This window comes from Saccharothrix sp. DSM 118769, from assembly GCF_052936295.1.
In genome coordinates, this window is record NZ_CP193627.1 from 3,588,671 (window position 1) to 3,602,746 (window position 14,076).

The 14,076-nt window shown below is 73.5% G+C and carries 7 protein-coding genes; 2 read left to right on the forward strand and 5 right to left on the reverse strand.

Annotation, left to right across the window (positions count from 1 at the left end; translation table 11 throughout):
- Positions 1 to 68: 68 nt before the first annotated feature.
- Entirely contained in the window at positions 69 to 581 is a 513-nt protein-coding gene (locus ACRAKJ_RS15690) for a hypothetical protein (RefSeq protein WP_438926815.1), read from the reverse strand.
- A gap of 250 nt (positions 582 to 831) precedes the next feature.
- Here ACRAKJ_RS15690 and ACRAKJ_RS15695 point away from each other — a divergent pair, with 250 nt between their 5' ends.
- A complete protein-coding gene (locus ACRAKJ_RS15695; protein WP_438926814.1) occupies positions 832 to 1,836 on the forward strand; it encodes a helix-turn-helix domain-containing protein in 1,005 nt (334 codons plus the stop codon).
- Positions 1,837 to 1,856: 20 nt separating this feature from the next.
- Here ACRAKJ_RS15695 and ACRAKJ_RS15700 read toward each other — a convergent pair whose 3' ends face one another.
- From ACRAKJ_RS15700 to ACRAKJ_RS15715, 4 genes are all read right to left on the reverse strand, one after another.
- Complete coding sequence (locus ACRAKJ_RS15700; RefSeq protein ID WP_438926813.1) at positions 1,857 to 2,915, reverse strand: ornithine cyclodeaminase family protein; 1,059 nt, start codon at positions 2,913 to 2,915, stop codon at positions 1,857 to 1,859.
- A gap of 29 nt (positions 2,916 to 2,944) precedes the next feature.
- Complete coding sequence (locus ACRAKJ_RS15705) at positions 2,945 to 4,663, reverse strand: BTAD domain-containing putative transcriptional regulator (RefSeq protein WP_438926812.1); 1,719 nt, start codon at positions 4,661 to 4,663, stop codon at positions 2,945 to 2,947.
- A gap of 344 nt (positions 4,664 to 5,007) precedes the next feature.
- Positions 5,008 to 7,014 carry a carbamoyltransferase C-terminal domain-containing protein gene (locus tag ACRAKJ_RS15710; protein ID WP_438926795.1) on the reverse strand — a complete coding sequence of 669 codons (2,007 nt, stop codon included), beginning with the start codon at positions 7,012 to 7,014 and terminating at the stop codon, positions 5,008 to 5,010.
- Positions 7,015 to 7,120: 106 nt separating this feature from the next.
- Positions 7,121 to 7,336 carry an MbtH family protein gene (locus ACRAKJ_RS15715; RefSeq protein ID WP_438926794.1) on the reverse strand — a complete coding sequence of 72 codons (216 nt, stop codon included), beginning with the start codon at positions 7,334 to 7,336 and terminating at the stop codon, positions 7,121 to 7,123.
- A gap of 263 nt (positions 7,337 to 7,599) precedes the next feature.
- On the opposite strand from ACRAKJ_RS15715, the gene ACRAKJ_RS15720 reads away from it, so the two are divergent.
- Positions 7,600 to 14,022, forward strand: a complete 6,423-nt coding sequence (locus ACRAKJ_RS15720; protein WP_447009010.1) for an amino acid adenylation domain-containing protein — start codon at positions 7,600 to 7,602, stop codon at positions 14,020 to 14,022.
- The last annotated feature ends 54 nt before the right edge of the window (positions 14,023 to 14,076 follow it).

Sequence of the window (14,076 nt, forward strand, 5' to 3'; positions counted from 1 at the left end):
TCGGTCCCCTCCGTCGGGTTCATCCACTGTGGACTGGGCTCCCGGGCGGCGGCGACCACCGCTCCCGGTCAGAAGAACACGTCGCCGAACACGGCCGGCGCCGCGGCCAGGCAGCTGTACCGGACGAAGCGCCCGGCCAGCCCGACCGCGAGGAACAGCTCCACCCGCATCCGGGTGAGGCCGGCGAGCACGGTCGTCATCCCGAACGGGGGAAGCCCGACCACCGAGCTGAGGCCGAAGACCCCGGCCATCCACCGCGGGTCCTCGCGGGCGCGCTCGGTCGCCGCCTTCAGCAGGGCGGCCACCCGACCCGGTTCGCGCTCAGGGCGGGCCGCCCGGCGCGGCAGCCGGCGCGACAACCAGCGCGGTGGTCGCCACGACAGCCGCAGCGCGCCCACCGCGGCGTAGTAGTGGACCAGCTTGCCCAGCACCTGACCAGCGGCGATCGCCGCGCCCAGGGCGGCGAACGGGATGTCCGGCCGCTGGGTGACGAGCCCGATGAGGAACAGCTCGATGCTGCCGAACGGGACGACCGCCGTCGCGAACGCCAGCCCGAAGGCGATGCCGAGCCACGTCAGCACCGCTCTCCCGGCGACGGGGGTGCTGATTCGGGAATCCGAAAGACTCCGAACGGCTCAATCTGGCGACGGGGCATTGCACCCGTCTGACCTATCGTTCCGGTATTTGACATGTGCTTTTCTTTCTTCGGCCAGCATTGCGAATGAATATTTGACGAAGATGTCGGAGGTTTTGCCGGGAATAGACGCACTGTGGTGAACCGATCTCACGTTCGACCGGCGGCTGGCTCCAGCCGCTCTGGGGAGGTTGAACATGCAGTTCCTCGGTCTCGGCACCGATGCCGGAATCGTGTACCAGACCATGATCAAGTACCCGCACGTCGGCATCGCGGAGCTGGGGCTCTGGCTGACGTGGTCGGCAGGCAGGCTGAACCGCGCGCTGGACGAACTCGTGCAGCTCAACCTGGTCAAACCGGACTGGCAGGACCACGACCGGGACGAGGTCGTCCTGGTCGACCCGGGCACGGCGCTGCACGGGTTGCTGGAAGCGCAGGAAGCGGTGCTGGCCTACCACCAGCAGGACGTCGCCCGCAGTCGGGCGCTGGTGTCGAGCATGCTCGCCGAGTACGAGCAGGCGCAGGTGGACCAGGGCGATTTCCCGGACCAGCGCGTGCTGGGCCCGGAAGCGGTGCAGAGCTTCGCCGACAGCCTGGCGGACAACTGCACGTCGGAGATGATGTCGTTCTCGCCGGGTGGTCCGGCGCCGCAGCCGCAGGAGGCCGCGGACCGGGCCGAGGACCTCCGGCTGCTGGGGCGCGGCGTGCGCATCCGCAGGCTCTACCTGGAGAGCATCGCCAACGACACGGCCGCCGTCGCCTACGCGCGCTGGCTGGTCGAGCAGGGCGGCGAGGTGCGCACCGTGCCGAGCCTGCCGGTCCGGATGTCCCTCTACGACCGCAAGGTGGCGATAGTGGCCATCGACCCGCACAACTCCGACGAGGGCATCGTGGTGCTGCGCGGCACCGGTGTGCTCACCGCGCTGTGCGCGTTCTTCGACCACGCCTGGGAACCCGCCACCGGGATCGGCGCACCGGTCAACCGGGACGTCGACGGCCTCACCGCGCAGGACCACGAGGTCCTGCGCCTGCTGGCCGACGGGCACACCGACGCCGTGGTCGCCCGCAAGCTCGGCGTGTCGGTCCGCACGACGCGCCGGGTGATCGCGGACCTGGCCGAGCGCCTGGGGGCGCGGAGCCGGTTCCAGGTCGGCGTGCGGGCGGTCGAGGTCGGCTGGCTGTCCGGCGGCTGTCGGGGCTGACCCGGCCGGTGGCGCGGCGGTCACAACGACAGGACCTGGCCGAGGTCGGCCCGTTCGGCGGCCTCGGCCACCCGGTGCGCCACGGCCACGTCCAGGATGGCCATCCCGAACGCGTTGCACACCACGACGTCGGTGTCCGCGCCGCGTCCGGGGTGGTCGCCGGACACCACCTCGCCGAGCGTGGCGTCCACCTTGCGCACCGACGTGCCGGGTGAGCCGCCGTCGCCCTCCACGATGCCCGACGGCGGCAGCAGCTCGCCCGCGCGGTACATGCGGCCCAGCAGCCGGCGGTTGTCGCTGCTGACCAGCTCCCAGTCGTCGACCACCAGCAGGTCGCAGCGGCGCACCGCGTCGGGCAGCAGGTCGTCGAGCGACACGTTGGACACCAGCGCGCCCGGCGACAGCCAGTCGTGCGGGATGTAGCCCTCGGTCACCGTCGTCACCGGCACCACCAGGTCCGAGCCGCGGACGCAGTCCCGCGCCGACGCCGCCACCGACACGGTCAGCCGGGGCCTGCGCGCCGACGCCTCCTCGCGGAACCGCTCCGCCCGCGCCGGGTCGATGTCGAACACGACGACCTCGGCCAGGGTCGGCACCGTGTCCGCGAGCAGCTCCAGGTGCGTCATCGCCAGCGTGCCGCAGCCGATCAGGCCCATCCGGGACGCGCCCGGCCGGCCGAGCGACCGCGCGGCCACGGCGGTCACCGCGGCGGTGCGCAGCGCGCTGATGTGCGCCGCCTCCATCAGCGTCCGGGGCCGCGCGGTCTCCGGGTCGAGCAGGAGGGTGAAGCCCTGCGAGCGCGGCAGGCCGCGCTCGACGTTGCCGAGGCTGGCGTTGATGGTCTTCAGGCCGACCGCGAAGCCGTCCTCGAACTCGACCGCGCCCGGCATCGCCAGGCACCGGTTGGCCGCGCCGCTGGGCGACCGCCACGGCAGGTACGCCTCCTCCGGCAGCATCACCCGGCGCTCGGTGTGCAGCCGCAGCGCCTCGGCCACCACCGCGACGGCGTCGACCTCGGTCAGCGCGCGCACGACGTCGTCGCGGGTGAGGTAGCGGAACTCGTTGATCGCTGTCGTCACAGGGGGTCTCCTGAAGAGGGGGACGGTGGTCAGCCGACCTTGCAGAGCTGGTCCTGGTCCAGCGCCAGGGCGTGCACGAGCTCGGGCAGCCGGTAGTGGTCCGCCGTGCGCGCGTCGGGGCGCAGCAGGTGCGCGGCGACGAGTTCGTCGAGCACGTCGAGCGCGTCCACGACGGGCAGGCGCAGCAGGTCGGCGGCGGTGCCGAGGTGGAACGTGCCGGGGCCCAGGGTCGACAGCCGCAGCAGCGCGTCGCGGAGGTCGCCCGCCAGCCCGGCGAACGACGGCAGCAGCCGCTCCCGCACGTCCAGGTCGCCCACCCGCAGCTCGTCCAGCACCCGCCGCGGGTCGCGCAGCCGTTCGGCCAGCCGCCGCAGCGGCCAGTGCGGGCGGGCGGCCAGCCGCGAGCCGCACACGCGGATCGCGATCGGCAGGTGCCCGCACACCTCGGCGATGTCGAGCGCCGTCCGGTGCTCGGCGGCGGTCCGGTCGACGCCGATGATCCGGCCCAGCAGCTGCATCGACTCGGCGGGGGAGAACGGGCCGAGCGTGATGCGCGCGGCGCCCTCCAGGGTGGCCAGCAGGGAGCGGCTGGTGATCAGCACCCCGCAGCCGGGCACGGACGGCAGCAGCGGTCGCACCTGGCGCTCGTCGTGGGCGTCGTCGAGGATCAGCAGGGTGCGGGTGCCCGCCAGCGTGCGGCGGTACAGCTCGACCTTCGCCGGGGTCGACTCCGGCAGCCGGTCGGCCGGCACGCCGAGCCGCGCCAGCAGGCTGTCCAGCACGGTGTCGGCGCCGGGCGGCGACGCGTGCCTGCCGCCGAGGTCCACCAGCAGCTGGCGGTCCGGGAAGTGCTTGCCCAGCAACCTGGCCGCGCGCTGGGCCAGGGTGGTCTTGCCGACGCCGTTCATGCCGCTGACGACGCACGCGGTGGGCAGCTCGGCCTGCCCGGTGGAGCCGCTCAGCACCGCGCACGCCCGCTCGGTCTCGACGGCCCGGCCGGTGAAGTCGCTGGGCTCCGGCGGCAGCGCGGGGTCGGCCTCCTGCCGCCGCGTCCACAGCTTGATCGTCGTGCGCGGCGTGCGCGGCACGGAGGTGAGGATCGACTGGTGCAGGTCCCGCAGCTCGGCGGACGGGTCCAGGCCCACCAGCTCGGCGAGGGCGGTGCGGAAGTCCTGGTACACGGCCAGCGCGTCGGCCGTGCGGCCACTGCCGTGCAGGGCGGTCATCAGCTGCATCCGCGGTCGTTCCCGCAGCGGTTCCGCGGCGATCAGGGCGGTGAGGTCGGTGATCAGCCGCTGGTGCTCGCCCAGGGCCAGTTCGGCGTCGATGCAGCTCTCCAGCGCGGTGAGCCTGGCCTCCTCCAGGCTCGGCTGCTCCACCGTGGCGAGGTGGTCGGTGACCCCGCCCAGCGCCGGGCCGTTCCACCGCGACAGCGCGTCGCGCAGCAGCCTGCTCGCCTCGGCGTGCCTGCCGTCGGCCAGGGCGGCGCTGCCGCGCGCCGCCAGCGTCTCGAACTCGACCAGGTCGAGCTGGACCCGCTCCTCCGCCAGGAACTCGAAGCGGTAGCCGGGTGGCTGGCGCGTGATCCTGGCCTCCGCGCCGAGCAGGCTGCGCAGCCGCGAGGCGTAGGTCTGGATCTGCGCCTGCGTCGTCGAGGGCAGGTCCTCGTCCCACAGCATCTGCATCAGCCTGGCGTCCGAGACCACCCGGCCCCGGGCCAGCAGCAGCGCCGCCAGGAAGGTGCGCATCTTCGAACCGCGCACTTCGATCTGCGTGTCGCCAGCCCACGCCCCCACCAGACCAAGTACCTGGAACCTCATCGACCACCCCTCACACGCTCGCGCGGCGGCGTTGCCCGCGTGCTCTCGCCTCAAGGCAGTTTGTTCAAGGTTTTCCAACATGTCAGCCGTCCTGTTTGGCAGGAACATGCCTTGACAGGATGTGGCCTCACGAGTGCTCCCCGTGACGACCGCAGGGCGTCCGGACGCGCCGCCGCCCGACACCCGTGGGGTGCCGGGCGGCGGCGCGTCCGCACGTGGCCGGGGGGAGGGGGCACGTCCGGACGGCACCGGGGTCGCCGGTGCCGGGACGGTCAGCGGCTCTCGCTGAAGTTCTGCTGGTACTGCGGGGTCGGGATGGTCAGCTCCCGGTAGCGGTTGGGCAGGTTCGCCCAGTCGAGGAACTCCCGGCGCCGCATGTCGAGGATCAGGTTGATCGTCACCTCGACGTCCAGCCCGGCCTCCTCGGCGATGCGCCGCACCGAGCGCGAGCCGTCGACGAGGCCCAGGATCGTCGCCTCGCGCGGGTCGCTCGGGCCCTTCTCGCCGTCGGCCGTGAGGCTCGTCGGGACCATGTCGGCGAAGTTCGGCGCGGTGAACTCGTACTGGCCGATGAACAGCCGGTCGAGCCGGGAGCCGAACAGGCAGTTCAGCGCGTCGCCCGCGGTCTCGACGATCGGCTTCGTGCGCAGGTTGAACGAGGTGTTGAGGATCATCGGCACCCCGGTCAGCTCGTCGAACCGCTCGATGAGCTTGCGGAACTTGCCCCCCTGCTCGGCGGCGACGGTCTGGATGCGGCACGTCCCGTCGACGTGGGTGATCTCCTCGATCGCCTCGCGCTTCTCCGGCAGCACCGGGCACACGAACAGCATGAAGGGGCTGTCCGGCACGGGGATCTCGAAGTAGTCCACCGCCCGCTCGGCCAGCACCGAGGCGGCGAACGGCCGGAACGCCTCGCGGAACTTCACCCGCGCGTTGAGCCGGTCCTTCATGCCCGGCAGGCCCGGGTGGCACAGGATCGACCGCGACCCCAGCGCCCGCGGCCCGTACTCGGCGCGGTCCTGGAACCAGCCGATGATCTCGCCGCGCTCGATCGCCTCGGCCGCCGCGCGCACCATCTCGTTCTCGTCCGCGTGGTGGACCGGGTCGCACGACCAGGTCTTGGCCGCCTGCTCGATCTGCTCCTTGGCCACCCGCGGCGGGCCGAGGTAGACGTCCATCATCCGCAGCGACTTCGGGTCCGCCGGCGCGGCGGACCCCGGCTCGTTGACGATGTTGTAGTGGGCGTAGAGCGCCGCGCCCGCGGCGTTGCCGTCGTCCGTCGCCGCCGGGAAGACGGAGATGGCGTCGATGTCCAGCTCGCGCGCCAGGCGCGCGTTGGTGGTGGAGTTGAGGAAGCAGCCGCCGGACAGCACGACGTTGCGGCTGCCGGAGATCTCCAGGCTCTTGTTGGTGAGGAAGAGCATGGCCTCCTCGAACTCCACCTGGATCTGGTAGGCCAGGTCCTTGTGGAGCTGCGTCATGGCCTCGCCGCGCTGCCTCGGCAGCAGCTGCGCGCCCGTCCCCGCGTGCTTCGCGAAGCCCAGGTCCACCAGCGACCGCGTGGCGTTGTCGAACCGCATCTCGCCGCTGCTCACGTCGATGAACAGCGAGTCGGCCGACAGGCGCTTGCCGTAGGGCGCGAGGCCCATGGTCTTGCCCGCGTCGTCGTACGCGGTGCCGGACTCGCGGAACCCGAGGGCCAGCGTGACGACCCGGTACAGCTCGCCCAGCCCGCCGATGTTCTCCGGCAGGTAGACGCCGCCGTTGTGGACGGTGCCCGCGATCCGCGTGCTGGACCGCGTCATGCGGAACAGCTCCTTGGGGCGCGCGCCCAGCGAGAACTCGAACGCGGTCTCCCGCTCGCGGTGGCCGCGGAAGATCGACCCGTAGGTGTCCACCACCACCGCCGCCGCGTCGGGGAGGCCGGAGGTGTAGAACGCCGCGCTCGCGTGCGCCAGGTGGTGCGCGGGGTGGGGGAGCGCGAGCCGCTTGCCCGTCGGGGCGAGCACGCCGAGGATGTCGAGCAGCCGCTCCTCCTCGTTCTGGTCGCCGGACTCGGTCGAGGTCCCGATCCAGTAGTCGACGTCGTCGATCGTGAGGCCCTGGCCGCCCAGCACCTCGATCGCCAGCCTCGTCATCGCGAGCGTGTACTCGTGCCACGGCACGGTGCCACGCTTCTGCTGCGTGATGCGCTCCAGCGCGAGAGCCGCCACGACGCGCCCGTCCTCGACCAGGCTCATGCTGCTGTCGTGGCTGAGATTGACACCTACGATCCGCATATATGACTTCTTCCGACAGTTGGCAGGCGTCTGCCTGACACGTGAGTACCGGATTCCGGTCGTGCGGTGGACAACGGCGCGGCCCGACCGGTGAACGCGCTCGGGTTCAGATGCCCTGGGCCTGCATCCGCCGTCGCAGGCTCAGCGGGCGCATGTCCGTCCACACTTCCTCGATGCGCGCCAGGCATTCGTCCTTGGTGCCCTCGGTGCCCTCCGCGAGCCATCCCGCAGGCGGTTCGCGGTCGGCCCACCACACCGAGTACTGCTCCTCCTCGTTGAGCACGACCCGCCAGCGGCGGTCGTCGGCGAGGTTCTCCGTCACCGAATCCTCCTGCTCTCCACGTTTGCAGCGGCCGGACGGAAGAGTGCTCGCCCCGGCAATATCCCGGCTATACGCGGCGAAACGGCCGCCGGACCGCCCGGAGCCGGGGAGCCGGCGCGCCCCGAGCCCGGGTGACGTCCGCGGGGCGGCACGGGCTGGCCATATAGCGGCCGTATTGCCGCGCCCACGAGGGTTGCCGGTCAGGCGTGCACGGACCCCGGAGGGGAGCACGCCACCGGATCAGGTCGCAGACAGGAGCCCCGATGGCCAGCAAGCCGGACGTGTCCGTGGATGCCCGCCGCGCGCAGCTGCTGTGGCGGCGCCTGCACGGCAGCGATGGCGCGTCCGCGCGCATCGGACGAGCGGACCGCTCCCGACCGCTGCCGCTGTCCCACGGGCAGGAGCAGATGTGGTTCCTCCAGCAGTTGCGGCCGGGCAGCTCCGAGTACCTCGTCCCGGTGGCGCTGCGGCTGTCCGGCGCCCTCGACGCCGACGCGCTCGGCCGGGCGTGGGACCAGGTGGTGGCGCGGCACGAGATCCTGCGCACCCGCTACGAGATGCGCGGCGGCGCGCCGGTCCAGGTCGTCGACGACGCCGTGCCGGGCCTGCTCCGCCCGGAGCGGCTCTCCGGGCGGTCGGTCGCCGAGCTGGACCGGCTCACCGACGAGGTCGTCCGGCGCGAGGCGAGCACGCCCCTCGACCTGGCGACCGAGTGGCCCTGCCGCGCGGTGCTGGTCGAGCGCTCGCCCGACGAGCACCTGCTGCTCCTCACGCTGCACCACATCGCGTGCGACGCGTGGTCCACCCGGGCGCTGCTCACCGAGCTGGCCGAGGGCTACCGCGCGATCCTGGCGGGCGAACCGCCCGCGCTGCCCGCGCTGCCCGTGCAGTACGCGGACTTCGCCGCCTGGCAGCGCGCCCGGATGTCCGAGGCGGACCGCAAGCGCCAGCTCGGCTACTGGACCGACGTGCTCGCGGGCATCACCCCCGTCGAGCTGCCCACCGACCGGCCGCGGCCGTCGGTGCGCGGCTACGCGGGCGCCCAGTTCGACCTGCGCGTCGAGCCCGAGCTGGCGGACCGGGTCGTCAAGCTCGCCCGCGGCGAGGGCGCGACGCCGTTCGTGGCGATCCTCACCGCGTTCCAGGCGGTGCTGAGCCGCTACGCCGGCCGGGCGGACGTGCCGGTCGGCACGATCGCCTCCTCCCGCACGCAGCCCGAGCTCCAGCACCTCGTCGGCTACGCGGTGAACACGCTGGTGATCCGCACCCGCTGGTCCGGCGACGTGTCGTTCCGCGCGCTGCTCAACCACGTCCGGGAGATCGTGCTGGACGCCTTCGACCACGACGCCGTGCCGTTCGCGCAGGTGGTGGACGCGGTGGAACCCGAGCGGGACCTGTCGCGGACGCCGCTGTTCCAGGTCGTGCTCACCATGCACGAGACCGACGGCGCGGCCGTCGAGCTGCCCGGCGTGACCGCCGAGCCGTACGCCGGCGACGGCCAGGTCGCCCGCTGCGACCTCGAACTCCAGGCCGCGCTGCTGCCCGACGGCTCGATCACCGCCCGGCTGCTCTACGCGACCGAGCTGTTCGACCGCGCCACCGTCGAGCGCATGGCCCGCCACTTCACCACCCTCCTCGAACGGGTCGTCGAGGAGCCCGACGCCCCGCTCTCCCGGGTGGACGTGCTGGACGGCGTCGAACGGGCCGTGCTGACGCTCCCGCCGCTCCCCGGCCTGGGCGGCGCGCCGGCGCTGGAGCGCTTCCACGACCGGGTGGCCGAGGTCCCCGACGCCGAGGCGGTCCGCACCGCGACCGGCGTCACCACCTTCGCCGAGCTGGACGCGCGGGCCGACCACCTGGCCCGCGTCCTGCGGTCGCACGGGCACGGCCCCGAGCGGGTCGCGGGCGTGCTGCTGGACCGCGGCCCCGACCTCATCGCCTCCTTCCTGGCCACCTGGAAGACGGGCGGCGCCTACCTGCCGATCGGGCCCGAGCTGCCCCCGGAGCGGTGGGCGCACCTGCTGGCCGACGCCGGCGCGCGCTGGGTGCTCACCGAGCGCGCGTACGCCGACCAGGTGCGCGTGGCGTTCGACGGGGAGGTGGTCGTCGTCGACGAGCCGCTGCCCGCCGACCTCCCGCCGGTCACCGCGCCCGACCTCGACCCCGACGCGCTGGCCTACGTCATCTACACCTCCGGCTCGACCGGCCGCCCCAAGGGCGTGCAGGTCACCCACCGGGGCCTGGCCAACCACCTCGACCACGTGCTCGCCGAGTACGTGGGGGACTCGACCGGCGGCGCGCCGCTGTTCTCGACCGTCGCCTCCGACGTGGTCGTCCCCGTGCTGTACGGGCCGCTGCTGGCCGGCCTGCCCGTGCACGTCCTCCCGCAGGACCTGGACCTGTCCGAGCTGGGGCCGGCCCTGCGCGCCGCCGCCCCGTTCAGCTTCGTCAAGCTCACCCCGGGCCACCTCGACGTGCTGGCCCACCAGCTCTCCGACGCCGACATCGACGGGCTGGCGGCGACCGTCGTGCCCGGCGGCGACGTGCTCACCGGGCACGTGGCGCGCCGGTGGGAGGAGATGCTCGGCGACGGGCGCGTGGTCAACGAGTACGGCCCCACCGAGATCACCGTCGGCAACTCGACGTGCCCGGTCGCCGACGCGCTCGACCGCGAGGTCATCCCGCTCGGCCGCCCCATGCCCGGCACCAGCATGTACGTCCTGGACGAGCGGCTGGAGCCGGTGCCGGTCGGCGTCGTCGGCGAGGTGTGCGTCGGCGGCGACGGCGTGGCCCGCGGCTACACCGGGATGCCCGCCATGACCGCGGACCGGTTCGTGCCCGACCCGTTCGGCCCGCCCGGGTCGCGCCTGTACCGCACCGGCGACCTGGGCAAGGTCCTGCCCGACGGGACGGTGGACTTCGTCGGCCGCCGCGACGACCAGGTCAAGATCCGCGGCTACCGGGTCGAGCTGGGCGAGGTCGAGGGCGTGCTCGGCACCCACGAGCACATCGGCCAGGCGCGCGTGCTGCTGCGCCGCGACGGCGACCGCGACCCCCGGCTGGCCGCCTACCTGGTGGCCGTCGACGGCGCGCCCGAGGTCGACGCGCAGGAGCTGCGCGACTGGCTCGGGCAGACCCTGCCCGAGTACATGGTCCCGGCCGACCTGGTCTACCTGGACCGGATGCCGCTGACCTCCAACGGCAAGCTCGACGTGGCCGCGCTGCCCGTGCCGGACGCCGGCGCGGACGTCGACTACGAGCGCCCGCGCACGCCCGACGAGGAGCGGATGGCCGCGGTGTGGGCCGACGTCCTCGGCGCGGAGCGGGTCGGCGTGCGGGACGGCTTCTTCGACCTCGGCGGCGACTCGATCCGCGCGGTCGCCCTCGTCGGCGCGCTGCGCGAGGCCGGGTTCGACGTGTCGGTGCGCGACATCTTCGCCGAGCGCACGGTGGCCGCGCTGTGCGCGCTGGTCGCCGAGAAGCCCCAGCTGGCCGACGTCGGCAGCACCGTGCGGCCGTTCGCCCTGATCGGGCTGGAGGACCGCAACCGGCTGCCGGAGGGCGTCGTCGACGCGTACCCGTTGTCGCGCAACCAGATCGGCATGCTGTTCGAGATGATGGCGGACGACCAGAACCGCTACCACAACGTCACCTCGTTCCGGGTGTTCGACGACAAGCCGTTCTCGCTCACCGCGATGACCCGCGCCACCGCGCTGGTCACCGAGCGGCACGAGGCGCTGCGCACCTCGCTGCACCTCACCGGCTACTCCGCGCCGATGCAGCTCGTGCACGCCACCGCCAAGATCCCGCTGGCCGTCAGCGACGCCTCCGGCTCGTCCCCGGAGGAGGTGCGGGCGCTGCTGCGCGAGCACTCCGACCGCGAGCGCCGCGAGCTGTTCGACCTGGAGACGCCCGGCCTGCTGCGGTTCTTCATCCACCTGACCGACGACGGCGTCTACTGGCTGTCGTGCACCGAGTGCCACCCCATCCTGGAGGGCTGGGGGCACCACACGCTCATCATGGAGCTGCTCAAGTGCTACGAGGCCCTGCGCGACGGTGAGGAGCCGCCGCCGTACGACCCGCCGGCCGTCCGGTTCGCCGACTTCGTCGCGGAGGAGGTCGCCGCGATCGCCTCGCGCGAGCACGCCGACCACTGGCGCGGCGTCGTCGAGGACTACGTGCCGGTGACCCCGCCGCAGGAGTGGGGCGACCCGGACGCGCCGGCCGGGCAGACGCGGCAGGCGTACGTCTCGTGGCGCGACCTCGACACCGCGCTGCGGGCACGGGCCAGCGAGGCCGGGGTGTCCATGAAGAGCGTCATGCTGGCCGCCTACGCCAAGGTGCTGTCGCAGCTGACCGACGAACCGGCGTTCCACGCCGGGCTCGTGTGCGACGCGCGCCCCGAGCGCACCGGTGCGGACCGCGTCTACGGCATGTACCTCAACACGGTGCCGTTCGCGGTCGACCGCGGCGCGCGGACGTGGCGGGACCTGCTGACGCAGGTGTTCGAGCGCGAGGTGGGGTTCTGGCCCTACCGGGGCTTCCCGCTGCCCGAGATCACCCGGCTCACCCGGACCGCCGGCCGGCTGATCACCGTGCTGTTCAACTACCAGGACTTCAACCAGGTCGAGTCCCGGCTCGTCGGCGACCTGGCGGGCGAGGACGACAGCCCGACCGAGTTCCCGCTCAGCATCTCCTCGCGCGCCGGGCACGTGTTCGTCACGGTCGACCCGCGGGTGGTCGGCGAGGAGCGGGCGATGGCCGTCGCGCTGATGTTCCGCGCGGTGCTGGAGTCGATCGCCGCCGGCCTCGACGGCGACGCGTCCGCCACCTACCTGCCGCCGGGCGAGCGCGAGCAGCTGCTCGACTGGGCCCGCACGCCGGTGCGCCCGGTGCCCGGCGAGCCGATGACCAGCGCGATCGAGGCGTTCGAGCGGCAGGCGCGGCTCACCCCGGGCGCCCTGGCCGTCGAGTGCGCCGACGTGCGGCTGGACTACGCCGAGCTGGACGCCCGCGCCGAACGGCTCGCCGGTCGGCTGCGGTCGGCCGGGGTCGGCCCGGGGCGCGTGGTCGGCGTCGTGGCGCGGCGGGACGAGTGGCTGCTCGTGTCGCTGCTGGCCACCTGGAAGGCGGGCGCGGCCTACGTGCCGCTGGGCACCGAGCAGCCCGCCCGGCGGTGGGCGCTCGTGCTGGAGGACAGCGGCGCGGGCTGGGTCCTCACCGGGCAGGCCGACACGGAGAAGGTGGCCGAGTCGTTCTTCCCGGGCGAGGCGATCGTGGTGGACGGCGCGGTCGACGCCGCCCAGGTCGACGACCGGCCCGCCGCGCGCGACCGCGCGCGGCCGGACCCCGCCGAACCGGCCTACCTGGTCTACACCTCCGGGTCGACCGGGCGCCCCAAGGGCGTGTGCGTCACGCACGCCAACCTCGCCAACTACCTGACCTGGACCGTCCGCGAGTACCTGACCGGCCCCGGCGGCGCGCCGCTGTTCTCCACGCCCGCGTCCGACCTGGTCGTCACGACGCTGTTCACGCCGCTGGTGACCGGGCGGGCGGTGCACGTGGTGCCCGAGGACACCGACCTGTCCCGCCTCGGCGCGCGGCTGCGGGCGGCGGCGCCGTTCGGGTTCGTCAAGCTCACCCCCGGCCACCTGGAGGTGCTGGCGCACCAGTTCGACGCCACGACCGCGCGCGGCCTCACCACGACCCTCGTGGTCGGCGGCGAGTCCCTGCCCAGCCGGGCGGCGAGCCGCTGGGCCGACTGGCTCGGCGACGGCGCGCGGGTGGTCAACGAGTACGGCCCCACCGAGATCACGGTCGGCAACTGCACGCACGTGGCGGAGCCCACCGAGCGCGAGGTCGTGCCGGTCGGCGTCCCGATCGACGGCACCACCATGCACGTCCTGGACGAGGCGTTGCAGCCGGTGCCGATCGGCGTGCCCGGCGAGCTGTGCGTCGGCGGGCTCGGCGTGGCGCTCGGGTACCTCGGTCGGCCCGACCTGACCGCGGAGCGGTTCGTGCCCGACCCGTTCGGCCCGCCCGGCACCCGCCTGTACCGGACCGGCGACATCGCGCGCGTGCTGCCCACCGGCGTGGTGGACGTGCTGGGCCGGCAGGACGGCCAGGTCAAGATCCGCGGCTACCGGGTCGAGCCGGGCGAGGTGGAGGGCGTGCTGGGCGGGCACCCGCTGGTGGCGGAGGCGCGGGTCCTCTGCCGGCACGCGCACACCGGCGAACCGCGCCTGGTGGCCTACCTGGTGCCGGCGGACGAGTCCGCGGCCCTGGAGCCGGAGTCGCTGTCCCGCTGGCTGGCGGGCACCCTGCCGGACCACATGGTGCCGTCGGCGTTCGTGCCGGTGCCGAACCTGCCGCTGACCGCCAACGGCAAGCTCGACGTGGGCGCGCTGCCCGAGTGGGACGGCACCGCGTCCTCGGACGCCCGCTACGTCGCGCCGCGCACGCCGGGCCAGCAGCGGATGGCCGCGGTGTGGGCCGACGTGCTCGGCGTCGAGCGGGTGGGCCTGGAGGACAGCTTCTTCGACCTCGGCGGCGACTCGATCCTGGCCGTGGTGCTGGTCGCGGCGCTGCTGCCGGAGGGCTTCGAGGTGACGGCGAGGGACGTCTTCCGCACGCCGACGATCGCGCAGCTGCTCCCGGAGGACGAGGACGCGACCGGCTCCCGGTAGCGGGGAGGGGGTGGGTGGCGGCCACGTGGCCGCCACCCACCCCCTCGTCGTGGA

Coding starts and splice junctions, on each gene's coding strand:
- ACRAKJ_RS15695 (WP_438926814.1), top strand. CDS start 832: ATGCAGTTCCTCGGTCTCGGCACCGATGCCGGAATCGTGTACCAGACC.
- ACRAKJ_RS15705 (WP_438926812.1), bottom strand. CDS start 4,663: ATGCGCACCTTCCTGGCGGCGCTGCTGCTGGCCCGGGGCCGGGTGGTC.
- ACRAKJ_RS15710 (WP_438926795.1), bottom strand. CDS start 7,014: ATGCGGATCGTAGGTGTCAATCTCAGCCACGACAGCAGCATGAGCCTG.
- ACRAKJ_RS15720 (WP_447009010.1), top strand. CDS start 7,600: ATGGCCAGCAAGCCGGACGTGTCCGTGGATGCCCGCCGCGCGCAGCTG.